Below are 23,151 nucleotides of genomic sequence, written 5' to 3'. Positions count from 1 at the left end.
TTTCCTGTATCAAATGGGTCGCAGCGACGGGCTGGCCATGGCCAGCTCCCGCCCTTTCAAAGGTCGTATCGTCGACCAGCCATGGCAGGTCGGACATTGCCAGTGCAGCTGCTTGCCGGAGAAGCCGCAGACCTGGCAACGATACTTGTGCTTGTCGATCAACAATGCCTCGACAATCCCGCGCAGGATCATGAGGTTGGCATGACCACGCGGTTCGACGCTGTCCTTGTGCAGGTCGATCAGGTACAGCAATCCACTCAGCGATGGCTGCTGCTGCAGGTGGACCAGCACGTAATTGCTCGCCGCACTGAGGCCGTTGCGCTTGTTCAGCTCATCAGCCCGGGCCAGCACCGTCGCCACCATCGGCGGCTGGTTATTTTCCAGTACGTCGTCCAGATATGCCAGCAAATCCAGCGACCCGCCATCGGCCAGCCGGTGCAACAAGAGCAAGGCCTGGGGCACGAAGTCCGGATCATGGGCCGCCAGCCGACGCAGCCACTTGAGTACTTCCCGCTCGCGGCCCAGGGCAGACTCCAGTTCGGCCAGCATCAGCATGGCCCGGACATTCTCCCGCTGGGTGCCAAGCGCATCGAACAGGTGGCGCCTGGCCTGTTGCTGTTCCTTGCGTGCCAGCGCCTCACGGGCCAGCTCGCAATGATAATGCGCCAGGGTCACGGCAAAGGCATCGCGCTCCCTGACCAGCCGCCGGCCGACCTCCACCGCCCGCTGCCAGTCGCGCTCGCGTTCGTGGATGCGCACCAGATCGGCCAGCGCCTCGGCGCGCAGGCTCGAGTCCGACTCCACCAGCTCATCGAGCAAGCGCTCGGCCCGGTGGTGCAGTCCCACCGCCAGATAGTCCCGCGCCAGCTCGAACTGCACCCGATCCGCCTGCAGCGCAGTGAGGTTGGGCCGGGCCAGCAGGTTCTGGTGCACCTTGATCGCCCGCTCCACATCCCCTCGCTGGCAGAACAGCTTGCCGATGGCGATGTGGGTTTCCACGGTCTCGGGGTTGACTTCCAGGGCACGGATGAAGGTTTCGATGGCCTCGTCCGGCTGCTCGTTGAGCAGGTAGTTGAGCCCGATGAAGTATTGCTTGTCGATGGCACTGCCATGGGGAGCCAGCATCACGCCAACCTTGATCGCCTCGCGACGCCCGAGAAACCAACCGATCCCAAGCGCCCCCACGAACAGCCCGAGGAACAGCAGTTCCTGCATGGCAATCAGCCTTTGACAGCCTGGGTGCGCAGCTTGTCAACTTCCTTGCGATAGCGGTTCAGTTCATTGGTCTGCACCATCAGGCGCAGGCGCAGGCGGGTGGTGATCAGCCAGCCGATCAAGATACCCAGCAGACTACCGAGAATGAAAGCGATGACGACGAACAGGGAAACAGGGAGTTCGGGCGAGGATATTTCAAGAAACTGCAAGGCGATGTTCTGCTGGTTCTCCAGCATGAAATCCATGGTCGCCAGTGCCACCAGTAATAGAACGATGATCAGCACCGCGCGTTTCAGCCATTGCATGCCACACCACTCCCATCCGTTAAGCAGGTGGGCAGTATAGCGCAGCCTGGCGCCCAGTTATACCGAGTCAGGTGGTTTCCAGCGAGTCGTTGACCCTGTCCCGTAACTCCTTGCCGGGCTTGAAATGCGGCACGTACTTGCCTTCCAGCGCGACCGAATCGCCGGTCTTGGGATTACGGCCGATTCGCGGCGCCCGGTAATGCAATGAAAAGCTGCCGAAACCACGTATCTCGATACGCTCCCCCGTGGCAAGCGCCATCGACATATGTTCCAGCATGGCCTTGATGGCCAGTTCGACATCCTTGGCTGATAACTGGCCCTGTTGCTCGACTATGCGTTCGATCAACTCAGACTTGGTCATGATTTTCCCTTTTTATTCAAGCGACTAGGATCCGTTTTGATTTGTTTTACCATGCTTGACGGAATTTGAACAGCCTGATATGCAATGCGCAGCACCAGCGCGGCCCCACCCATGCATCACGGATCTTCAGCCACGGAGTAGCGCACGCACCAATAACAGACCACAGCGCTCACGGGATGCCATGGGGCGTCATGGGGTGTAGCGCGCCTGCGCTACGCCTTGGGAGATTGGCCGGAAACGCCGGTGTTGCGGGTCGCCCGCTGTCGTCGCGCAGGTGCGCGACAACCCGTTGTAGCGGGCGCTGTATTGGGTGTCGCGCCCCGTATTGGGGTGTAGCGTGCCCCGCATTGGGGAGTAGCGCGCCTGCGCTACGCCTTGGGAGATTGGCCGGAAACGCTGGTGTTGCGGGTCGCCCGCTGTCGTCGCGCAGGCGCGCGACAACCCGTTGTGGCGGGCGCTGTATTGGGTGTCGCACCCCGCATTGGGGTGTAGCGCGCCCGCGCTACGCCTGCCAGACCACGCACCTTGCCAATTGAACCCCGTCGTCGAGCCCGCGCTCGACAACCCACACCCTACAGCCTGCCAGCCGCTCCAACCTTGAACCCGACCTGCTCGTGGGGTGTAGCGCGCCTGCGCTACGCCTTGGCTGACGCCCAGCCCTACTCCGCTACCCCAGGATTGGCGCTTGACCAGGGCCATTGCTCTGCGGAGGCGCACAGCCCAGCCTTGACCGGGTTCTGATGAATGTAATGAACAGCGGTTTTGAAATGCTGCTCATCCCGTACGAGGCGATCCCAGTAGTCCCGCATCCACAGCGTGCGTCCAGGCATGCCCAGCCCCAACCTGTCGTTATGCAACAGCATCCATCGTGTGGTCATGGACTTCCAGGTCTGGACTATGCGTGGCAATGAATAACGCGGCTCGATCAGCACATGCACATGGTTCGGCATGATGCACCATGCGATAAGTCTGTAGCGACGATCGTGATGATGGAGAAGAGCATCCCGTACCGCCGCAGCCAGATCAGGATGAGCGAGCGCACAGCAACCCAATCCGGCGTCCAGCCAACCCTCGATGGAGCGCCGCCTGAAGCTGTCCTGTTTGATAGCAGGCATCGATCGAGCCTCCCTGAGCAGTTGCCTTAGCAGGGATTGGGGTAGAGAGTCGGCTAGCCGGAAAGTGATTAATTGATAAGCTTCAGGTACATCCCAATGCGGGGCAGATCCAGAGTAGTACCAGCCTTTCCAGTCAGGACGCGGATTGTCACTCCGTGACATGTTTTCCATTCCCTATCCATGCAATGGCTGACTACTCTACAGGCACTCAAAATCACAGACCGCGACCTGAGCCACAGTTCGGCATTTTCTCCCATGCTATCTATAGCGCTCCACACATGGGGTGTAGCGCACCTGCGCTACGCCGGCCGGACTCGTACCACTCTGCCAGCCGGCGGAACCCCGTCGTCGAGCGGCGCTCGACAACCCGACACACAAAACACGCCGGACTGCAACAGTCTGCCAACTGGCTGAACCCCATCGTCGAATCCGATCGCGGCCCGAGGTGCTCGACCGGTCGGGCGTGGGGGCCGGACAATAAAAAAGGGCGACCGAAGTCGCCCTTTTTTGTTGGATCACGCCGGCACTATCAGTTGCCTTTGTTTTCCATCTGCTGCTTGATCAGATCACCAATGGTGGTCGGACCGGCGGCCAGCATTTCCTGCTTGCGCAGGTCCTGGATGGCTTCTTTCTCGTCTTCAACGTCCTTGGCCTTGATCGACAGGCTGATGACGCGGCTCTTGCGGTCAACGCTGATGATCTTGGCTTCGACTTCGTCACCGACGTTCAGCACGTTGCGCGCGTCTTCAACGCGGTCACGGCTGATTTCGGAGGCTTTCAGTGTGCCTTCGATGTCGTCACCCAGGGTGATTACCGCGCCCTTGGCGTCAACTTCCTTGACGGTACCGGTAACGATGGTGCCTTTCTCGTTCAGGGACACGAAGTTGGAGAACGGATCGTCTTCCAACTGCTTGATACCCAGGGAGATGCGCTCACGCTCGGGATCAACGGACAGGATGACGGTTTCCAGCTCGTCGCCCTTCTTGAAGCGACGTACGGCTTCTTCGCCGACTTCGTTCCAGGAGATGTCCGACAGGTGAACCAGACCGTCGATGCCGCCGTCCAGGCCGATGAAGATACCGAAATCGGTGATCGACTTGATGGAGCCGGAGATCTTGTCGCCCTTGTTGAACTTGCTGGAGAACTCTTCCCACGGGTTCATCTTGCACTGCTTGATGCCCAGGGAGATACGACGACGGTCTTCGTCGATGTCCAGAACCATGACTTCCACTTCGTCGCCAACCTGAACGACCTTGGAAGGATGGATGTTCTTGTTGGTCCAGTCCATTTCGGAAACGTGAACCAGGCCTTCGACACCCTCTTCCAGCTCGGCGAAGCAGCCGTAGTCGGTGAGGTTGGTGACCTTGGCGTTGACACGAGTGCCTTCCGGGTAGCGACCGGTGATGGCGACCCATGGATCTTCGCCCAGTTGCTTCAGACCCAGGGAAACGCGGTTGCGCTCGCGGTCGAACTTCAGCACCTTGACGTCGATCTCGTCGCCAACGTTGACGATCTCGGACGGATGCTTGATGCGCTTCCAGGCCATGTCGGTGATGTGCAGCAGGCCGTCTACGCCGCCCAGGTCAACGAACGCGCCGTAGTCGGTGAGGTTCTTGACGATACCTTTGACAACCTGGCCTTCCTGCAGGGTTTCCAGCAGGGCTTCGCGCTCGGCGCTGTTCTCGGCTTCGAGTACGGCACGGCGGGAAACGACAACGTTGTTGCGCTTCTGGTCGAGCTTGATGACCTTGAATTCCAGTTCCTTGCCTTCCAGGTGCGCGGTGTCGCGAACCGGGCGGACATCGACCAGGGAACCCGGCAGGAACGCGCGGATGGTGTTGACGTCGACGGTAAAGCCACCCTTGACCTTGCCGTTGATGACACCCTTGACGATTTCTTCTGCGGCGAAAGCTGCTTCGAGGACTTTCCAGGATTCGGCACGTTTGGCCTTCTCACGGGACAGTTTGGTTTCACCGAAACCGTCCTCGACGGCGTCCAGTGCAACGTGCACCTCATCACCCACGCTGATGGTCAGTTCGCCCTGATCGTTCAGGAACTGCTCGCGCGGAATGACACCCTCGGATTTCAGGCCGGCGTGAACGGTGACCCAGTCAGAGTCGATGTCCACAACGATACCGGTGATGATGGAGCCTGGCTCCATATCAAGGGTTTTCAGGCTTTCTTCAAAAAGTTCGGCAAAGCTTTCGCTCATTTGGATTCCTGTAAAAGTTTAATAAGGCAGTAACCGCACGGCCGCTCAACGCGGGCCTTGCAGCCGACTTGCCCGCCACGCCACCAGCTTGCGTGGGTTGATTATATTTACACCTTTGCCGGTGGTGCTGGTTACCCGGTAAAGGACTCGCCTGATCAGCCCAGCAGGTTGCGCTTGCGCGCTTCCGTCTGCACTGTTTCAAGTACATTTTCGATGCTCATGTGCGAGGAATCGATCAGGATGGCATCCTCAGCCGGCCGTAATGGCGCGATGCTGCGGTTCATATCCCTTTCGTCCCTGGCAGTAATCTCATCGAGAAGACCCGCAAGACTAGCAGTTTCGCCCTTTTCGAGCAACTGCCGGTAGCGCCGTTCGGCGCGGATTTCCGGACTCGCGGTGAGAAATATCTTCAGCTCGGCGTCGGGAAATACCACGGTGCCCATATCGCGGCCATCAGCCACCAGGCCCGGGGCTTCGCGGAACGCCTGCTGACGCGCCAGCAGCGCCTGACGAACGGCAGGCAACGCCGCCACCTGGGAGGCGCCGGCACCGGTTGCCTCGGTGCGGATGCCGCGGGTGACGTCCTCGCCCTCGAGGATGATGCGCTGCTCGTCGCCGTCCTCGCCGACGATGAACTGCACATCCAGGTGCGCAGCCAGACTGGTGAGGATTTCCTCATTGGTCAAATCGGCGCCATGGTTGCGCGCGGCGAAGGCCAGCAACCGGTACAGCGCACCGGAATCCAGCAGGTGCCAACCCAGCCGCGCGGCCAGCATGCCCGCCAGGGTGCCCTTGCCGGAGCCGCCGGGCCCGTCGATGGTGATGACTGGTACCGCTTGCTCGCTCACGCGTTATCCTCCTGGCGGATCACGATACCCACCGACTTCGCCAGGTCGATGAACCCGGGGAACGAGGTGCCGACATGGATGCAATCGGTGATGCGGATCTCGCCGGTGGCGCGCAGCGAGGCAATGGCAAAGGACATGGCAATGCGGTGATCCATGTGGCTGTCGATGGTGCCGCCGCCCATCTCACCGCCCTCGATGATGACACCGTCGGGGGTCGGCTCGGCCTTGATGCCCAGGGTCTGCAACCCATCGGCCATGACCTGGATGCGGTCGGACTCCTTGACCCGCAGCTCTTCGGCGCCGCGCAACACGGTGCGCCCTTCGGCACAGGCCGCGGCGATGAACAGGGCCGGGAACTCGTCGATCGCCAGCGGCACCTGGTCCAGGGGAATCTCGATGCCTTTGAGCGGTGCATAACGCACGCGGATATCGGCCACCGGCTCGCCACCCACTTCACGCTCGTTGCTCAGGGTGATATCACCGCCCATGGCCCGCAGGATGTTGATCACACCGATGCGGGTGGGGTTGATGCCGACATGCTCGAGGATCAGATCGGAGCCTTCGCCAATGCTGGCAGCGACCATGAAGAAGGCCGCCGAGGAGATGTCCGCCGGCACATCGATCTTGCAGCCGGTCAGCTTGTGGCCCGGCTCGATGGTGACCCTGGCGCCTTCCACCTTGACCGGATAACCGAAGCCCTTGAGCATGCGCTCGGTATGGTCACGGGTCGGCGCCGGCTCGGTCACCGCGGTGCTGCCGGTAGCGTACAGGCCGGCCAGCAACAGGCAGGACTTGACCTGGGCACTGGCCACCGGCATAACGTAATCCATGCCCTTGAGCTGGCTCTGCCCGCCACGGATACGCAGCGGCGGGCGGCCGCCCTCACCGGTCTCGATGGTCGCGCCCATCTCGCCCAGCGGATTGGCTACCCGGCCCATCGGGCGCTTGGTCAGGGAAGCATCCCCGGTCAGCTCGGTGGTGAAATCCTGTCCTGCCAGCAGGCCGGCCAGCAGGCGCATCGAGGTGCCCGAGTTACCGACATAGATCGGTCCCGGAGGTGCCTGCAAGCCGTGCAGGCCAACGCCGTTGATGGTCACCCGACCGCGCTGCGGCCCTTCGATGACCACGCCCATGTCGCGGAATGCCTGCAGGGTGGCCAGACTGTCCTCGCCCTCCAGGAAACCCTCGACCTCGGTCACGCCTTCGGCGATGGAGCCGAGCATGATCGAGCGGTGGGAAATGGATTTGTCGCCCGGAACACGGATACGACCCTGTACGTTGGCCCCGGGGCTGGCGATGAAATTGATAGATTGAGTCTGCATGGGTTCCATATATGCCCTGCGGGCCAATATCTTGCTGAAATGCTCGCGCGCGGAGCGGGCCCGGGTGAACACCCCCAGCAGGGTATTGGCGTCACCGTCCTCGACCGCCGCACGCAAGCGGCTTAAATCACGGGTGAAGGCATCCAGGCTGCGCAATACCGCGTCGCGGTTGGCCAGGAACACATCACGCCACATTACCGGATCGCTGGCGGCGATCCGGGTGAAATCTCGAAAACCACCGGCAGCATAGCGGAATATCTCCAGGTTTTCGCTGCGCGAGGCCAGGGTATCCACCAGCGAGAAGGCCAGCAGGTGCGGCAGATGGCTGGTGGCCGCCAGGACTTCGTCATGATCCTCCAGCGGCATATCCTCGACATCCGCACCCAGCGCCTGCCAGGCGCGCCGCACCAGTGCCAACGCTGACTGGTCGGTATCCTCCAACGGCGTAAGGATCACCTTGTGCCGGCGAAACAGCCCGGCGTCGGCGGCTTCCACGCCACTGCGTTCGGAGCCGGCGATCGGATGACCGGGCACGAAACGCGGGGGCAGATGGCCGAACGCGGCGCGCACCGCCTCGACCACGGCACCCTTGGTGCTGCCGGTATCGGTGATCACCGCCTGCCCCAGGTCCAGCGCTGCCAGCCGCTCGAGTACGCCTTGCATGGCCAGCACCGGCACCGCCAGCAGGATCAGCTCCGCGCCCTGCACCGCCGTGGCCAGGTCGTCGGTCATCACATCCACGACGCCCAGCGAGATCGCCAATTGCTGCGTGGCCGGGTCCGGGTCGCAGCCCACCACTTCGCGGCATAGACCCGACTGGCGCAGGCCCCTGGCAAAGGAGCCGCCGATCAGACCCAGGCCGATCACTGCCAGGCGTCCGATTATCGGCGCTCCGGATGACACTGTGGTGACCCGTCTACTCACCGGCCAACACTCCGGCCAATGCCTCGAGGAAACGCTTGTTCTCCTGCGGCAGGCCGACGGAAACCCGCAGGTGGTTGGGCATCTCGTAGCCGGCTACCGGCCGCACGATAACCCCGGCACGCAGCAGGCCCTGAAAGACCGGCCCAGCATCGCGACCCAGGTCCACGGCAATGAAGTTACCCCGCGAGGCGATCCATTCCAGCCCCAGCTCACGGAAGCCCTGCTCCAGCTGCAGCATGCCCTCGCGGTTGGCCCGACGGCTTTCCGCCAGATAGGCGTCATCTTCCAGGCTGGCGACCGCAGCCACCATGGCCAGGCTATTGACGTTGAACGGTTGGCGCACCCGGTTGAGCACATCGGCCACCTCTGGATGGCTGATGCAGTAACCGACCCGCAGCGCCGCCAGGCCGTAGGCCTTGGAGAAGGTACGGCTGACGATCAGGTTGGGATAGCGGTCGATGTAATCGAAACCGTTGAGCACGTCCTCAGCCATCACGTATTCGGTGTAGGCCTCATCCAGCACCACCAGCACCTGCTCCGGCACCCTGTCCATGAACGCCTCGAACTCGGCACGCTCGACCCAGGTGCCGGTCGGGTTGTTCGGGTTGGCAATGAACACCAGGCGGGTGGCCGGGGTGACCGCCGCGGCCATCGCTTCCAGATCATGGCCCCAGTCGCGCGCCGGCACCTGCACGGCGGTCGCGCCGACCGCCTGGGTGACGATCGGGTAGACGGCGAAGGCGTGCTGGCTGAACACCACCTCGGTACCGGACATGGCGAAGGCCCGACCGATCAGCTCAATGACGTCATTGGAGCCATTGCCGAGGGTGATCATAGACAGGTCGAAACCGAACCGTTGGGACAATGCCTGCTTCAGGACGAAACCGTTGCCATCGGGATAACGGGTCAGCTCCGGCAGCGCCTGCTGGATCGCCTTGAGCGCCATTGGCGCCGGACCGAGGGGGTTTTCATTGCTGGCCAGCTTGATGATCTCGGCGGGATCGAGACCGAACTCCCGGGCCAGTTCTTCCACCGGCTTGCCGGGCACGTAGGGGGACAGCTTCTGCACACCCGGCAGCGCCAGGCTGAGGAAATCGCAACTCATGACAAAGCCTCAAGCTTCAAGCGGCAAGCCACAAGCAACACCATCTGCCGAACCGCTTGCAGCTTGCCGCTTGCAGCCTGTCGCTACAGTTAAAGTACCGCCTTGGGGTAGGAACCAAGGATCTTCAGCCCTACGGACTCATCGCGGATCTTCTCCAGCGCATCCCTGACCAACGGATCATGCTGGTGACCGAAGAAATCGATGAAGAATACATAGGTCCACTTGCCACTACGCGAGGGGCGCGTTTCGATGCGGGTCAGGTCCACGCCATTGTCATGGAACGGCTGCAGCAGGTGATGCAGCGCACCCGGGCGGTTGCTCATCGACACAATGATGGAGGTCTTGTCATCACTGGTCGGCGGCACTTCCTGATTGCCGATGATCAGGAACCGCGTGGAGTTATCCGGGCGGTCCTCGATCTTCTCGGCGATGCAGGTCAGGCCATACAGCTCGCAGGCCATGTCCCCGGCGATCGCCGCCGAGTTCCACTCACCCTTGACCCGGCGCGCGGCGTCAGCATTGCTCGCCACCGCCACCCGCTCGATGTTCGGGTAATGCGCATCCAGCCACTTGCGGCACTGGGCCAGCGACTGGGCGTGGGAATAGACTCGGGAAATCTTGTCGGTACGGGTGTTCTCCCCGACCAGCAGATGGTGATGGATGCGCAGCTCGACCTCGCCGCAGATCACCAGATCATGCTCGAGAAAGCTGTCCAGCGTGTGGTTGATCGCCCCTTCGGTGGAGTTCTCCACCGGCACCACACCGAAGTGCACCGCCCCGGCGGCGACCTCACGGAAGATCTCGTCGATCGCCGCCATCGGCACGCTGTGCACCGAATGCCCGAAGTGCTTGAGCGCAGCCGCCTGGGTGAAGGTGCCTTCCGGCCCGAGATAGGCGACCCGTACGGGCTCCTCCAGGGCCAGGCAGGCGGACATGATCTCGCGGAACAGCCGCGCCACCTCTTCGTTGTCCAGCGGCCCCTTGTTCAGCTCCATGATGTGCTTGAGTACCCAGGCTTCCCGTTCAGGCCGGTAGAACACCGCCTGCTCGCCTTCGACCAGCGATTTCTGCTTGACCTCGGCCACCGTCTGGGCACAGCGGGCACGCTCGCTGATCAGCTCCAGTATCCGCTCGTCGATCGAGTCGATACGGTTGCGCAGGGCCTTGAGTTGCGCTTCATCTGACATGATTGTTCAACCGTGCTGTTTCTCGAATTCGGCCATGTAGGCCACCAGCGCATCCACTGCCGCTTCCGGCACTGCGTTATAGATGGAGGCGCGCATGCCGCCGACCGAACGATGGCCCTTCAGGTTCAGCAGGCCACGCTGCTCGGCCCCAGCCAGGAACGGCTTGTCCAGGCGGTCATCGGCCAGGCGGAAGGGCACGTTCATCCACGAACGGTCGGCGATATTGATCGGGTTGCTGTACAGCTCGCTGGCATCGATTGCCGCATACAGCTTGCGCTGCTTGGCATCGTTGATGCGCGCCATGCCTTCCACGCCGCCCTGCTCCTTGAGCCACTTGAACACCAGGCCCGACAGATACCAGGCGAAGGTCGGCGGCGTGTTGTACATCGAACCGTTCTGCGCCGCGACATTGTAGTCGAGCATGGTCGGGCACTTGCTGTGCGCCCTGCCCAGCAGGTCCTCACGGACGATGACCACTACCAGCCCGCTGGGGCCGATGTTCTTCTGCGCACCGGCGTAGAGCAGACCGAAGCGCGACACATCCAGCGGCCGCGACAGGATGTCGGAAGACACATCGGCCACCAGCGGCTTGTCACCCACCTCGGGTATCCAGCTGAACTCCACACCACCAATGGTTTCGTTGGGTGTGTAGTGCACATAGGCCGCATCGTCCGACAGCTGCCACTCGTTCTGACCGGGAATGGCGAAGTAGTCATAGCCCTTGGCCGAAGCGGCGACGTTGACGTGACCGTAACGGGACGCCTCTTCGATGGCCTTGCGTGACCAGATACCGGTGTCGATATAGTCCGCGCTGCCGTCTTCCCCCATCAGGTTCAGCGGAATCTGCGCGAACTGCTGGCTGGCACCGCCCTGCAGGAACAGCACCTTGTAGTCCGAGGGAATGGTCAGCAAGTCGCGCAGGTCCTGTTCGGCCTGCTCGGCAATACCGACAAACTCATCGCTGCGGTGACTCATTTCCATGACCGACAGGCCCTTGCCCTGCCAGTCCGTCAGCTCGTCCCTGGCCGTTTGCAGCACCGCTTCCGGCAACGCAGCCGGGCCCGCACAGAAATTGAACAGTCGCTTGCTCACCTTCGCCTCTACTCCTGATCGTCAGTGGTTCCGGCGCTGTCTTCAGCTACGCCGGCATCGGTCTCGCCAAACTCTTCTGCGTCTTCCTCGCCTTCCTCGTCAGAAGGCTCCTGCACCCGTTCCAGGCCAACCAGCTTCTCACCATTGGACAGCTTGATCAGGGTGACGCCCTGGGTATTACGCGACAGGCTGGAAACCTCGGATACCCGGGTACGTACCAGGGTGCCCTGGTCCGAGATCAGCATGATTTCCTCACCGTCGATCACCTGCACGGCGCCGACCAGCGGGCCGTTGCGCTCGTTGCTGACCATGGCGATGACACCCTGGCCACCGCGCTTGTACTGCGGGAAATCCTCCACCGGGGTACGCTTGCCGTAGCCGTGCTGGGAGGCAGTGAGAATCTGCGTCCCTTCCTCGGCAATCAGCATGGACACCAGGCGCTGGCCCTCGGCCAGACGCATGCCCCGTACACCACGGGCAGTACGCCCCATGGCACGCACGTCGGTTTCCTCGAAACGGGTGACCTTGCCACCGTCGGAGAACAGCATGACCTGTTTGCTGCCGTCGGTCAGCGCGGCACTGATCAGCGTATCGCCCTCGTCCAGGTCCAGCGCGATCAGACCGACCGTGCGCTGGCGACTGAACTGCGGCAGCGGGGTCTTCTTCACCGTGCCGTTGGCGGTGGCCATGAACACGAACCAGCCCTCGGTGTACTCCTCCACCGGCAGCATGGTGGTGATGTACTCACCCTCATCCAGCGGCAACAGGTTGACCAGCGGACGGCCACGGGCGGTGCGCGAGGCCTCCGGAATCTCGTAGGTCTTCAGCCAGTAGACCTTGCCCTTGCTGGAGAACAGCATCAGCGTGGTATGGCTGTTGGCGACCAGCAGGTGCGATACGTAGTCTTCGTCCTTGACGCCGGTGGCTGCCTTGCCACGCCCGCCACGACGCTGGGCGTGGTAGTCGGACAGCGGCTGGCTCTTGGCATAGCCGCCATGGGAAATGGTCACCACGCGGTCTTCCTCGGTGATCAGATCGGCGATGCTCAGATCCATGCGCGAGGCGACGATTTCGGTGCGACGCTCGTCGCCGAAGCTGGTCTTGATGTGTTCCAGCTCTTCGACGATCACTTCCATCAACCGCTCTTCGCTGTTGAGGATGCGCAGCAGCTCGCCGATCTGGGTGAGGATTTCCTGATACTCGGTGAGCAGCTTCTCATGCTCCAGACCGGTCAGGCGGTGCAGACGCAGATCCAGGATGGCCTGGGCCTGCTCCGGCGACAGATAGTAGCGACCATCACGCAGACCGTACTGCTCGGGCAGCTCATCCGGGCGGCAGCTGTCGGCACCGGCGCGCTCGACCATCTCGATCACCGCGCCCGGCTCCCAGGCTTCGGCCAGCAGGCGTTCACGGGCTTCAGCCGGGGACGGTGAGGCCTTGATCAGCGCGATGACCGGGTCGATGTTGGACAGCGCCACTGCCTGGCCTTCGAGGATATGACCACGCTCGCGCGCCTTGCGCAGCTCGTACACAGTGCGCCGGGTCACCACTTCGCGGCGGTGACGGATGAAGGCGTCGAGCAGTTCCTTGAGATTGAGAATCCGCGGCTGGCCATCCAGCAGACCGACCACGTTGATGCCGAACACGTTCTGCATCTGGGTCTGGGCATACAGGTTGTTGAGGATGACCTCGGCCACCTCGCCACGGCGCAGCTCGATGACCACGCGCATGCCGTCCTTGTCGGACTCGTCACGCAGCTCGGATATACCCTCGAGCTTCTTCTCCTTGACCAGCTCGGCGATGCGCTCGATGAGCTTGGCCTTGTTCACCTGGTATGGCAGTTCGTTGATGATGATCTGCTGGCGGCCACCGACCTTGTCGATGTCCTCGATCTCGCAACGGGCGCGTACATAGATGCGGCCACGCCCGGTCTTGTAGGCTTCGACGATACCGGCCCGGCCATTGATGATGCCGGCGGTGGGGAAATCGGGGCCGGGGATATACTCCATCAGTTCGTCGATGCCGATGGTCGGATCGGCGATCACCGCCAGGCAGCCGTTGATGACCTCGGTCAGGTTATGCGGCGGAATATTGGTCGCCATGCCCACGGCAATACCGCTGGAGCCGTTGACCAGCAGGTTGGGCACCTTGGTCGGCAATACTTCGGGGATCTGCTCGGTGCCGTCGTAGTTGGGCACCCAGTCCACGGTTTCCTTGTCCAGGTCGGCCAGCAGTTCATGGGCCAGCTTGGTCATGCGGATTTCGGTGTAACGCATGGCCGCTGCGCTGTCACCATCCACCGAACCGAAGTTACCCTGGCCATCGACCAGCAGATAACGCAGGGAGAATGGCTGGGCCATGCGTACGATGGTGTCGTACACCGCCGAGTCGCCGTGGGGGTGGTATTTACCGATCACGTCACCGACCACACGGGCGGACTTCTTGTACGGTTTGTTCCAGTCGTTGTTCAGTTCGCTCATGGCGAACAGCACCCGACGGTGCACCGGCTTGAGGCCGTCGCGCACGTCAGGCAGTGCCCGCCCGACGATCACGCTCATGGCGTAGTCAAGGTACGATTGCTTCAGCTCATCTTCGATATTGACTGGAAGAATTTCTCTGGCCAGTTCACCCATGAAACGGCATTCCTTTTATTGTTGGCGCCCTGACGGTGCCAATGCGTATGCAACGCGGAACGAGGCCCTGTCGGGACCGGATCAAAGCCGCGAATGATACCACACTGCGGGGCCCGACGGGAGTTGAAAGACAATGCCGTGGGGCGTTTCACACTCCAACAGACCCGCGGCTCCGTGGAATGTCAATGCAGGCGCCGATGACTCAGCAGATCGGCAATCCTGCTCTCATCCGGGCGCTCGACGATACCTTTTTCCGTGACGATCACATCGATCAGATCTGCCGGGGTTACATCCAGCAGCGGCTGCATGCCCTGCTCCAGCGCCTCGCTGGCGAGGTCGAGTTCATCGGCGGATTCCAGGGTCAGGTCGATGGTCGAGCTGGACGCCACCACCATGAAGCGCAGACCGTGATGCATGGCCAGTACCGCCAGCGTGTAGGTACCCACAGTGTTGATGACGTCGCCGTTGGCGGCGATGCGCTCGGCCCCCACCACCACCCAGCTCGGATTGTCCAATCTCATCAGTTGCCCGGCCGCACTGTCGACATGCGATATCACCGGCACCTGGTCCTGCGCCAGCTCCCATGCGGTCACCTCACCAGTATCCCCTGGCCGGCTTTCGCAGGCATACACCTGCTCCACCAGCCCGGCACCGTGGGCCGCACGGATCACGCCCAGGGCACTGCCGTAGCCACCGCCAGCGAGGGCACCGGCGTTGCCCAGCGTCATCAGCCGCTGCGACTGGCGCTGGTGCCGACGAATCAGTTGCATGCCAAGCCGTGCCATGGTCCGGTTGGCTTCCAGATCGCTGATCTGGATGCTTATCGCCGCCTGGGCCAACTGCTCCGGCACGTCCGCCCCGGGGCGGCGCAGCCGGTCATGCATGATGCGCAGCGCCCAGGCCAGGTTGGCCGCCGAGGGGCGACTGCGGCCGAGCCGAGTGAAGTCGATCTCCAGCGCTGCGGCCCAGTCATCGGTGTGACCGATGCGCTGGGCGGCCAGAGCGATACCATAGGCCGCGGCAATACCCACCGCCGCCGCGCCGCGGACCACACCAAGCTCGATGGCCTCGGCCACTTCGGCGGCATCATTGCATTCGACCCAGACCTGCTGGCCGGGCAGGTAGCGCTGATCAAGAATACGAAGATGGCTACCACACCACTCCATGGCCTGCACGCCGCTCTGTTCGGCGACCTGGGATTGAAACTGCATGAACGACTCCAGCGGAAAACGCCATTATACCCTGTCTGCTGACCTGCGAACGAATGTCGCTGCCCGCAACAAAGGCCAGCAGGTATACTGCCAGCCATGAGACAGAACGATTTGCCACTGCATTCACTCGCCGACGAACTGGACCTGCTGGTCATCCCCCGCTGGATAGTACCGGTGGTGCCGGCACGCCAGGTGCTGGAGCAGCATGCAGTGGCCGTGCATCAGGGGCGCATCGTAGCCATAGTGCCACTCAGCGCGACCGCCACGATACAGGCGCGCGAACGCCGCGAGTTGCCTGAGCACGTGCTGATCCCCGGCCTGATCAATGCCCACGGGCATGCGGCGATGACGCTGTTTCGCGGCCTGGCCGATGACCTGCCGCTGATGACCTGGCTGCAGCAGCATATCTGGCCGGCCGAAGCACGCTGGGTCAATGGTGCCTTCGTGCAGTGCGGCAGCGAGCTGGCGATCGCGGAGATGCTGCTGGGCGGCACCACCTGTTTTTCCGATATGTATTTCTACCCCCAGGTTACCGCCCGCGTGGCGCAGGAACTGGGCATTCGCGCGCAGATCGCCTTCCCGCTGATCGACAATGCCATACCCGGTGCACGCAATCGCGACGAAGCCATCGCCACCGGCCTGCAGTTGCATGACGAGTACCGCCATCACAACCTGATCAGCCTCGCCTTCGGCCCGCATGCGCCCTATACCGTCAGCGACGCGACACTGGCCCAGGTGCGCACGCTGAGCGACGAGCTGGAGCTGCCGGTGCAGATGCACCTGCACGAAACCGCCGGAGAGGTTGCCGAGGCCGTGCGCCAGACCGGCCAGCGTCCGCTGCAGCGTTTGCACCAACTGGGCCTGCTCGGCCCACGGCTGCAGGCGGTGCACATGACCCAGGTCGATGAGCAGGATCTGCAGTTGCTCAGCGAGCACCAGGTCTCGGTCATTCACTGCCCGCAGTCCAACATGAAACTGGCCAGCGGCTTCTGCCCGGTGCAGCGGCTGCTGGATGCCGGCATCAACGTGGCGCTGGGCACCGATGGTGCGGCCAGCAACAATGATCTGGACATGCTCGAAGAGCTGCGCAGTGCCGCGCTGCTGGCCAAGGCGGTATCCGGCACACCCACTGCCCTGGACGCGCACGCCGCGCTGTACATGGCTACACTGGCCGGAGCCAGGGCATTGGGCCTGAGCGAGGAAACCGGCTCACTGGAGCCGGGCAAGGCTGCAGACATGGTAGCCGTGGACCTGTCCGGCATCGCTCATCAGCCGGTCTACCAGCCGGTATCCCAATTACTCCATACCTGCTCCGCGGCGCAGGTGACCGATGTCTGGGTCGCCGGTCGGCAGGCCGTGCGCGATCGGCAGTTGACCGGTATCGAGCAGAACACACTGATTGCCAGGGCCCAGGCATGGGCCAGGCAGATTCAACAAGGGGATCAACATGACGCTTAACGTCGATCGGGCGGAAGTCGCCAAATTCGAGGCTCTGGCCAGCCGCTGGTGGGATCGCGAAAGCGAATTCAAGCCGCTGCACGAAATCAATCCACTGCGCACCAACTGGATTGACGACAAGGCGGCGCTGGCCGGCAAGGAAGTGCTGGATGTCGGCTGCGGCGGCGGCATTCTCGCCGAAGCCATGGCCCAACGCGGAGCGCGGGTCACCGGCATCGACATGGGCGAGGCGCCCCTGGCGGTGGCCCGGCTGCACCAGCTGGAGTCCGGCGTCGAGGTCGACTACCAGCAATGCACCGCCGAGGAAATGGCCGAACTGCACCCCGGCCGCTTCGATGTGGTCACCTGCATGGAGATGCTCGAGCACGTGCCCGACCCGGCCTCGGTGATCCGCGCCTGCGCCACGCTGGTCAAGCCCGGCGGTCATGTGTTCTTCTCGACCATCAACCGCAACCCGAAATCCTTCGCCTTCGCCATCGTCGGTGCCGAGTACCTGCTGCGCATGCTGCCGCGTGGCACCCATGAATACGCCAAGTTCATCCGCCCGGCCGAGCTGGGCAAATGGTCACGGGAAGCCAGGCTGGACATGCAGGACATCATCGGCCTGACCTACAATCCGCTGCTGCGGCACTACAAGCTGGCCGCCGACGTGGACGTCAACTACATGGTCCACTGCCAGCGCGGAGACTGATCATGCTCGACAGTGTACTGTTCGATCTGGATGGCACCCTGCTGGATACGGTCGATGACTTCCTGGCGATCATCCACAGCATGCGCCAGGATCGCGGGCTGGCCGACTCACCACTGCACCTGATCCGCTCCACGGTGTCCGACGGCTCCGCCGGTATGCTCTGCGCGGCCTTTTCCATCACCCCGGAGCATGACAAGTTCGGCGAACTGCGCGATGACTTCCTGGAACGCTATCAGCGCCAGCTGGCCGTGCACACCCGCCCGTTCCCCGGCATTCCCGAGCTGCTCGACTGGCTGGATGCCGAAGGCCTGCCCTGGGGCGTGGTGACCAACAAGCTGAGCCGCTTCAGCATCCCGCTGCTGGAAGCCACCGGCCTGGCCGGGCGTTGCGCCAGCCTGGTCTGCCCGGATCAGGTCAAGCATGGCAAACCGCACCCCGAGCCGTTGCTCAAGGCCTGCACCGAGATCGGTGTCGACCCCGCCCGCAGCGTCTTCGTCGGTGATCATCTACGCGATATCCAGGCTGGGCGCGCCGCCGGCATGCGCACCGTGGCCGCCCTTTACGGCTACCTGCCAGAGGGCGATGATCCGCAGCAATGGAACGCCAACTACAGTATCGAGAACGCCGCTGCCCTGCGCCCCTGGCTGGAGCAGCAACGGACACAGGAGTTATCCCATGTTTGACTACAGCGCCCCACCGAATCTGCTGCAGGGACGTGTCATTCTGATTACCGGCGCTGGTGACGGCATCGGCCGCGCCTGCGCCCTGAGCTGCGCCGCCCACGGCGCTACCGTAGTCCTGCTGGGCCGCACGCTGAGCAAGCTGGAAGCGGTCTACGATGAGATCGAGGCAGCCGGCCATCCACAACCGGCGATCTGCCCGCTGAACCTGGAAACCGCGGCGGAGAAGGACTACGACGATCTCGCCGACCAGCTGTTCGACACCTTCGGCAAGCTCGATGGCCTGGTGCACAACGCCGCTCTGCTCGGCCCCCGCACCCTGCTCGACAGCGTCAAGAACGAGGCCTGGCAGCAGCTGATGCAGGTCAACGTGAACGCCCCGTTCGCCCTGACCAAGGCCATGATGCCCTTGCTGCGCGCCGCCCCCGACGCCTCGGTGGTGTTCGTCTCCTCCAGCGTCGGCCGCAAGGCCCGCGCCTACTGGGGGCCCTATGCGGTCAGCAAGTTCGCCATCGAAGGGTTGATGCAGGTAATGGCGGACGAGCAGGAAGGCACCAGCGAGATACGGGTCAACAGCGTCAACCCCGGCGCCACCCGCACCGCCATGCGCAAGGCCGCCTACCCCGCCGAGGAACCGGAGAACAACCCGGAGCCAGCACAGATCATGCCGGTATTCCTGTATCTGCTGGGGCCTGAAAGCAAGAAGGTCAATGGCCAGGCGCTGAACGCGCGGGGCTGAAGGCAGCCGCAGGCGGAGCTACACCAACTCGCCCGGGTGTTTGTGGGATTCTTCTGCAAGGAAGCGGTTGGCCTGCAGGGCCGTGCCGACACGCTGTGAATACTTCCCTGTAAGCTCGCGGTTGCCATCCATGGCAACCGACGGTCGGCCCAACCCTGCAGGCCAACCGCTTCCCGTCATCCTCGGCGAAGGCCGGGGATGACGGGAAGACGAAGGATGCCGAGAGGTGACGGATGACGAGTGAGAGGTACTACTTGCGGGTACGGTCACTGCCCTTGAATTTGCTCTGGCGCACAACGCGCGCCTGGTGCATCGAGGGCTTGCGTGCCTGACGTTTCTGCTTTTCCTTCTCGGCGACGCTGGTCTCCGGCAGCCGGATCGGTTTGAGGCCGACTTCCTCACTGAGGATATCCAGTTCGTTCTGCTTCATTTCCCGCCAGCGGCCCACTGGCAGCTCGGGGCCGAGAAACACCGGTCCGAAACGCACCCGCTTGAGCCGGTTGACCCGGACGCCCTGGGATTCCCAGAGCCGGCGCACTTCCCGGTTGCGACCTTCGAGCAGGCATACGTGGAACCAGCGGTTGATGCCTTCGCCGCCGGAACTGACCACGTCGGAGAACTTGGCCGGACCATCTTCGAGCATGACGCCATCCTTCAACCGCTCGATCATCTCGTCGTCGATCTCGCCCATGACCCGCACCGCATATTCGCGGTCCATCTGCCAGGATGGATGCATCAACCGGTTGGCCAGCTCACCATCGGTGGTGAACAGCAGCAGGCCACTGGTGTTGATGTCCAGACGACCGACATTGACCCAGCGGCCCTGCTTCAGACGTGGCAACTGGTCGAATACGGTTGGACGGCCTTCGGGGTCATCGCGGGTGCAGACTTCGCCTTCGGGCTTGTTATAGATGAGTACCCGGCGCACCACTTCGGTATTCAGGTCACGCTTGAGAGGACGGCCATCGACCATGATCTGGTCCAGGCTGTCGACCCGGCAGCCCAGCTGCGCGACTTCACCGTTGACGGTGACGCGACCGGCACCGATCCAACCTTCGATTTCGCGGCGTGAACCCAGACCCATGCGGGCCAGTACTTTCTGGAGTTTTTCCCCGGCGGCGGGAATCTCTTCCTGCTCGGGATTGAGGGGTTGGTCTGTCATGCGTGGCACCTCCCGGTGTGATGGATCATTTGTGGTTGCGCAGAATAGCACCCTGCCCGCCCGGCAGCCAGCCGGACGCGCGGTCATTCGTCCTCGGGCAGGAGGTCGTCGAAGTCGGTCTTCAGATCGGTTTCCATGGCGTTGAGCTCGTCCAGCAGCGCATTGAAGTCACCACCAGCGTCCGGCTCATCCGCCGCCAAGGGCTCCATCGGAATCCAGGCAGCCGTCTCGCTGGCTGGCTCGGACGGTGCCGCCGGGGCCGGCAGCTCTTCCTCGACCAGTTCGCGCAACTCCGCCAGCGGCGGCAGTTCGGCCAGGCTGCGCAGGTTGAAGTAATCGAGAAACTGCCGGGTGGTGGCATACATCGCCGGGCGCCCCGGTACGTCCTTATGCCCCACCACCCTGACCCACTCGCGCTCGAGCAGCGTGCGGATGGTCTGGCTGCTCACCGCAACACCGCGCACATCCTCGATCTCGCCCCGGGTGATGGGCTGGCGGTAGGCGATCAGCGACAGGGTTTCCAGCAGTGCCCGGGAGTAGCGCTGCGGGCGCTCTTCCCACAGCCGGCCGACCCAGGGCGCATAGTCGTCGCGCACCTGCAGGCGCCAGCCACTGGCCACCTCGCGCAGCTCGACCGAGCGCCCGGCGCAGTCTTCGGCCAGCCGCTCCAGCGCCTGGCGCAACTCGCCCTGCGAGGGCGCGCGATCTTCATCGAACAGGTCGCGCATGCGTTCCAGAGATAAAGGCTTGCCGGCGGCCTGCAGTGCCGCCTCGAGAATCCGTTCAAGCGCTGGTTGTGACATCGCCTTTTACCTTGACGTGAATGGCTGCGAAGGGTTCGGTCTGCACCAGATCGATCAGTTGCTCCTTGACCAGCTCGAGCACCGCCATGAAGGTCACCACCACCCCGAGCTTGCCCTCCTCGAGACTGTAGAGACTGATGAAGGGCACGAACTGTCCGCCCTTGAGACGCTCCAGCACATCGGCCATGCGCTCGCGGGTGGACAGCACTTCGCGGCTGATCTGATGGCTTTCGAACATGTCGGCACGCCGCAGCACCTCGCTGAGCGACAGCAGCAGCTCCTCCATGCTGACCTCCGGATGTGCCTTGCGCGCCTCCAGTGCCGGCGGTGCGGCAGCGGCCAGGGCGATGTCGCGCCCGACCCGGGGCAGCGCGTCGAGCTGTTCGGCGGCGTGGCGGAAACGTTCGTACTCCTGCAACCGCCGAATCAGCTCGGCGCGCGGGTCATCCTCTTCCTCGGCCTGCTGCTCCTGGCGCGGCAGCAGCATGCGCGACTTGATCTCGGCCAGCATCGCGGCCATGACCAGATACTCGGCGGCCAGCTCCAGGCGCACTGCCTTCATCAGCTCGACATAGCCCATGTACTGATGGGTGATCTCGGCTACCGGGATATCGAGGATATCCAGGTTCTGCCGGCGGATCAGGTACAGCAGCAGGTCCAGCGGCCCCTCGAAGGCGTCGAGAAATACCTCCAGTGCCTCCGGGGGAATGTACAGGTCCTGTGGCAGTTCGGTGAGCGGCTGGCCGTTGATGATGGCCAGCGGCAGTTCCTGCTGCACCGGAGCCGGGGCAACCGGCTGCGCCGCTGCGCTGGCGGCGACGGCAAGCTGCTCCGGCTCTCGGGCGGTCATCAGCTGCGGCGGTAGCTCAGGCCGATGGCCTGGCGCACTTCGACCAGGGTATCGCGGGCCGCCTCGCGGGCACGCTCGGCGCCCTCGCTGAGGATCAGGCGTACCGCATCGGGATTGCTCTCATAGTCCGCCGCGCGCTGCTGCATGGGCGCCAGTTCGGTGCAGATGGCGTCGATCACCGGTTTCTTGCAGTCCAGGCAGCCGATGCCGGCGCTGCGGCATCCCTGGTTGACCCAGTCATGGGTGGCCTGGTCGGTGTACACCAGGTGCAGTTGGTAGACCGGGCACTTGTCCGGGTCACCCGGGTCGGTGCGCCGCACCCGGGCCGGGTCGGTCGGCATGCGACGGATCTTCTCGCTGACCTCGTCGGTGGTATCGCGCAGGGTGATGGTGTTGCCGTAGGACTTGGACATCTTCTGCCCGTCCAGGCCGGGCATCTTCGACGCCGGGGTCAGCAGCGCCTGGGGCTCGGGCAGGATGACCTTGCCGCCACCTTCGAGGTAGCCGAACAGACGCTCCTTGTCACCCAGGGTGATGTTCTGCTGCTCCTGCAGCAGCGCCCGGGCGGTATCCAGCGCCTCGGCATCGCCCTGCTGCTGGTAGGCGGTACGCAGGTTGCTGTACAGCTTGGCAGCCTTCTTGCCCATCTTCTGGATCGCCGCCCGCGCCTTGTCCTCGAAGCCCGGCTCCTTGCCATACAGGTGGTTGAAGCGGCGCGCCAGCTCGCGGGTGATCTCGACGTGGGACAGCTGGTCGGCACCCACCGGCACCAGGCCGGCACGGTAGACCAGAATGTCGGCGCTCATCAGCAGCGGATAGCCGAGGAAGCCGTAGGTAGCCAGGTCCAGCTCCCGCAGTTTCTCCTGCTGATCCTTGTAGGTCGGTACCCGCTCCAGCCAGCTCAGCGGCGTGGACATGCCCAGCAACAGGTTCAGTTCCGCATGCTCAGGCACCTGGGACTGGATGAACATGGTCGCCGAGGTGCCACTGACACCCGCCGCCAGCCAATCGATCATCATGTCCCAGACGTTCTGCTCGATATCCTGCGGGGTTTCGTACAGCGTGGTCAGCGCGTGCCAGTCGGCGGCAAAGAAGAAGCACTCGTACTCATGCTGCAGTTTTACCCAGTTCTTCAGCACGCCGTGATAATGACCAAGGTGCAGGCGACCGGTGGGGCGCATGCCGGACACTACCCGGCGCTGGGATTCAACGGAACTCAAGGGAAACTCCTGATTGTC

19 protein-coding genes and 1 pseudogene are annotated in these 23,151 nt (G+C 63.1%); 4 read left to right on the top strand and 16 right to left on the bottom strand.

Going from position 1 to position 23,151, the window contains the following annotated elements:
* Positions 1-9: 9 nt before the first annotated feature.
* The 12 genes from lapB to mtnA all read right to left on the bottom strand — a co-directional run bounded on the left by lapB (position 10) and on the right by mtnA (position 15,530).
* Positions 10-1,215 carry a lipopolysaccharide assembly protein LapB gene (gene lapB / locus CQ007_RS13015; RefSeq protein ID WP_105646257.1) on the bottom strand — a complete coding sequence of 402 codons (1,206 nt, stop codon included), beginning with the start codon at positions 1,213-1,215 and terminating at the stop codon, positions 10-12.
* Positions 1,216-1,220: 5 nt separating this feature from the next.
* On the bottom strand, positions 1,221-1,520 hold the full coding sequence (locus CQ007_RS13010) for a LapA family protein (RefSeq protein WP_105646256.1): 300 nt from the start codon (positions 1,518-1,520) through the stop codon (positions 1,221-1,223).
* Positions 1,521-1,587: 67 nt separating this feature from the next.
* Complete coding sequence (gene ihfB / locus CQ007_RS13005) at positions 1,588-1,881, bottom strand: integration host factor subunit beta (RefSeq protein ID WP_105646255.1); 294 nt, start codon at positions 1,879-1,881, stop codon at positions 1,588-1,590.
* Positions 1,882-2,540: 659 nt separating this feature from the next.
* Positions 2,541-3,167, bottom strand: a complete 627-nt coding sequence (locus CQ007_RS13000; RefSeq protein WP_218278876.1) for a transposase — start codon at positions 3,165-3,167, stop codon at positions 2,541-2,543.
* A 358-nt stretch (positions 3,168-3,525) separates the two neighbouring features.
* Positions 3,526-5,208, bottom strand: coding sequence for a 30S ribosomal protein S1 (gene rpsA, locus CQ007_RS12995; RefSeq protein ID WP_105646254.1), 1,683 nt, complete (start codon positions 5,206-5,208; stop codon positions 3,526-3,528).
* A gap of 155 nt (positions 5,209-5,363) precedes the next feature.
* The gene (gene cmk, locus CQ007_RS12990) at positions 5,364-6,056 is read right to left on the bottom strand and encodes a (d)CMP kinase (RefSeq protein WP_105646253.1); all 693 of its coding nucleotides are present in this window, start codon (positions 6,054-6,056) and stop codon (positions 5,364-5,366) included.
* The gene (locus CQ007_RS12985) at positions 6,053-8,302 is read right to left on the bottom strand and encodes a bifunctional prephenate dehydrogenase/3-phosphoshikimate 1-carboxyvinyltransferase (RefSeq protein WP_105646252.1); all 2,250 of its coding nucleotides are present in this window, start codon (positions 8,300-8,302) and stop codon (positions 6,053-6,055) included. Before CQ007_RS12985 ends, cmk begins: the two co-directional genes overlap by 4 nt.
* The gene (gene hisC, locus CQ007_RS12980) at positions 8,295-9,407 is read right to left on the bottom strand and encodes a histidinol-phosphate transaminase (protein ID WP_105646251.1); all 1,113 of its coding nucleotides are present in this window, start codon (positions 9,405-9,407) and stop codon (positions 8,295-8,297) included. Before hisC ends, CQ007_RS12985 begins: the two co-directional genes overlap by 8 nt.
* An 89-nt stretch (positions 9,408-9,496) precedes the next feature.
* Entirely contained in the window at positions 9,497-10,594 is a 1,098-nt protein-coding gene (gene pheA, locus CQ007_RS12975) for a prephenate dehydratase (RefSeq protein WP_105646250.1), read from the bottom strand.
* Between the two features lie 6 nt (positions 10,595-10,600).
* Positions 10,601-11,686 carry a 3-phosphoserine/phosphohydroxythreonine transaminase gene (gene serC / locus CQ007_RS12970; RefSeq protein ID WP_105646249.1) on the bottom strand — a complete coding sequence of 362 codons (1,086 nt, stop codon included), beginning with the start codon at positions 11,684-11,686 and terminating at the stop codon, positions 10,601-10,603.
* Between the two features lie 8 nt (positions 11,687-11,694).
* The gene (gene gyrA, locus CQ007_RS12965) at positions 11,695-14,319 is read right to left on the bottom strand and encodes a DNA gyrase subunit A (RefSeq protein ID WP_105646248.1); all 2,625 of its coding nucleotides are present in this window, start codon (positions 14,317-14,319) and stop codon (positions 11,695-11,697) included.
* Between the two features lie 182 nt (positions 14,320-14,501).
* Complete coding sequence (gene mtnA / locus CQ007_RS12960) at positions 14,502-15,530, bottom strand: S-methyl-5-thioribose-1-phosphate isomerase (protein WP_105646247.1); 1,029 nt, start codon at positions 15,528-15,530, stop codon at positions 14,502-14,504.
* Positions 15,531-15,626: 96 nt separating this feature from the next.
* Here mtnA and CQ007_RS12955 point away from each other — a divergent pair, with 96 nt between their 5' ends.
* The 4 genes from CQ007_RS12955 to CQ007_RS12940 are packed head-to-tail and all read left to right on the top strand — an operon-like array spanning position 15,627 to position 19,098.
* Positions 15,627-16,988, top strand: coding sequence for a TRZ/ATZ family hydrolase (locus tag CQ007_RS12955; RefSeq protein WP_105646246.1), 1,362 nt, complete (start codon positions 15,627-15,629; stop codon positions 16,986-16,988).
* Positions 16,978-17,679: a bifunctional 2-polyprenyl-6-hydroxyphenol methylase/3-demethylubiquinol 3-O-methyltransferase UbiG gene (gene ubiG / locus CQ007_RS12950; protein ID WP_105646245.1), complete on the top strand. Its 702-nt coding sequence runs from the start codon at positions 16,978-16,980 to the stop codon at positions 17,677-17,679. The genes CQ007_RS12955 and ubiG overlap by 11 nt, the downstream gene beginning before the upstream one ends.
* Positions 17,679-18,362 (top strand): HAD family hydrolase, encoded by a 684-nt coding sequence (locus tag CQ007_RS12945; RefSeq protein ID WP_105646288.1) that lies wholly within the window; start codon positions 17,679-17,681, stop codon positions 18,360-18,362. Before ubiG ends, CQ007_RS12945 begins: the two co-directional genes overlap by 1 nt.
* The gene (locus CQ007_RS12940; RefSeq protein WP_105646244.1) at positions 18,355-19,098 is read left to right on the top strand and encodes a YciK family oxidoreductase; all 744 of its coding nucleotides are present in this window, start codon (positions 18,355-18,357) and stop codon (positions 19,096-19,098) included. Before CQ007_RS12945 ends, CQ007_RS12940 begins: the two co-directional genes overlap by 8 nt.
* A gap of 171 nt (positions 19,099-19,269) precedes the next feature.
* Here the strand turns inward: CQ007_RS12940 and rluB are convergent.
* The 4 genes and pseudogenes from rluB to CQ007_RS12920 form a co-directional block, all read right to left on the bottom strand.
* Positions 19,270-20,260 (bottom strand): annotated as a pseudogene (gene rluB, locus CQ007_RS12935) (23S rRNA pseudouridine(2605) synthase RluB); the annotation flags it as partial.
* Between the two features lie 83 nt (positions 20,261-20,343).
* Positions 20,344-21,063 carry an SMC-Scp complex subunit ScpB gene (gene scpB, locus CQ007_RS12930; protein WP_105646242.1) on the bottom strand — a complete coding sequence of 240 codons (720 nt, stop codon included), beginning with the start codon at positions 21,061-21,063 and terminating at the stop codon, positions 20,344-20,346.
* The gene (locus tag CQ007_RS12925) at positions 21,044-21,757 is read right to left on the bottom strand and encodes a ScpA family protein (RefSeq protein WP_177424353.1); all 714 of its coding nucleotides are present in this window, start codon (positions 21,755-21,757) and stop codon (positions 21,044-21,046) included. Before CQ007_RS12925 ends, scpB begins: the two co-directional genes overlap by 20 nt.
* 155 nt (positions 21,758-21,912) lie before the next feature.
* Positions 21,913-23,133: a tryptophan--tRNA ligase gene (locus tag CQ007_RS12920; protein ID WP_105646240.1), complete on the bottom strand. Its 1,221-nt coding sequence runs from the start codon at positions 23,131-23,133 to the stop codon at positions 21,913-21,915.
* Between the last annotated feature and the right edge of the window lie 18 nt (positions 23,134-23,151).

Source organism: Pseudomonas sp. MYb185 (genome assembly GCF_002979975.1).
Lineage (GTDB): Bacteria > Pseudomonadota > Gammaproteobacteria > Pseudomonadales > Pseudomonadaceae > Halopseudomonas.
This window is presented reverse-complemented; position numbering and strand designations above follow the sequence as displayed.

Bases quoted from the DNA above. Each gene is read 5' to 3' on its own strand.
- lapB (WP_105646257.1), bottom strand. From the start codon at position 1,215: ATGCAGGAACTGCTGTTCCTCGGGCTGTTCGTGGGGGCGCTTGGGATC.
- CQ007_RS13010 (WP_105646256.1), bottom strand. From the start codon at position 1,520: ATGCAATGGCTGAAACGCGCGGTGCTGATCATCGTTCTATTACTGGTG.
- ihfB (WP_105646255.1), bottom strand. From the start codon at position 1,881: ATGACCAAGTCTGAGTTGATCGAACGCATAGTCGAGCAACAGGGCCAG.
- CQ007_RS13000 (WP_218278876.1), bottom strand. From the start codon at position 3,167: ATGGAAAACATGTCACGGAGTGACAATCCGCGTCCTGACTGGAAAGGC.
- rpsA (WP_105646254.1), bottom strand. From the start codon at position 5,208: ATGAGCGAAAGCTTTGCCGAACTTTTTGAAGAAAGCCTGAAAACCCTT.
- hisC (WP_105646251.1), bottom strand. From the start codon at position 9,407: ATGAGTTGCGATTTCCTCAGCCTGGCGCTGCCGGGTGTGCAGAAGCTG.
- pheA (WP_105646250.1), bottom strand. From the start codon at position 10,594: ATGTCAGATGAAGCGCAACTCAAGGCCCTGCGCAACCGTATCGACTCG.
- gyrA (WP_105646248.1), bottom strand. From the start codon at position 14,319: ATGGGTGAACTGGCCAGAGAAATTCTTCCAGTCAATATCGAAGATGAG.
- mtnA (WP_105646247.1), bottom strand. From the start codon at position 15,530: ATGCAGTTTCAATCCCAGGTCGCCGAACAGAGCGGCGTGCAGGCCATG.
- CQ007_RS12955 (WP_105646246.1), top strand. From the start codon at position 15,627: ATGAGACAGAACGATTTGCCACTGCATTCACTCGCCGACGAACTGGAC.
- ubiG (WP_105646245.1), top strand. From the start codon at position 16,978: ATGACGCTTAACGTCGATCGGGCGGAAGTCGCCAAATTCGAGGCTCTG.
- CQ007_RS12940 (WP_105646244.1), top strand. From the start codon at position 18,355: ATGTTTGACTACAGCGCCCCACCGAATCTGCTGCAGGGACGTGTCATT.
- scpB (WP_105646242.1), bottom strand. From the start codon at position 21,063: ATGTCACAACCAGCGCTTGAACGGATTCTCGAGGCGGCACTGCAGGCC.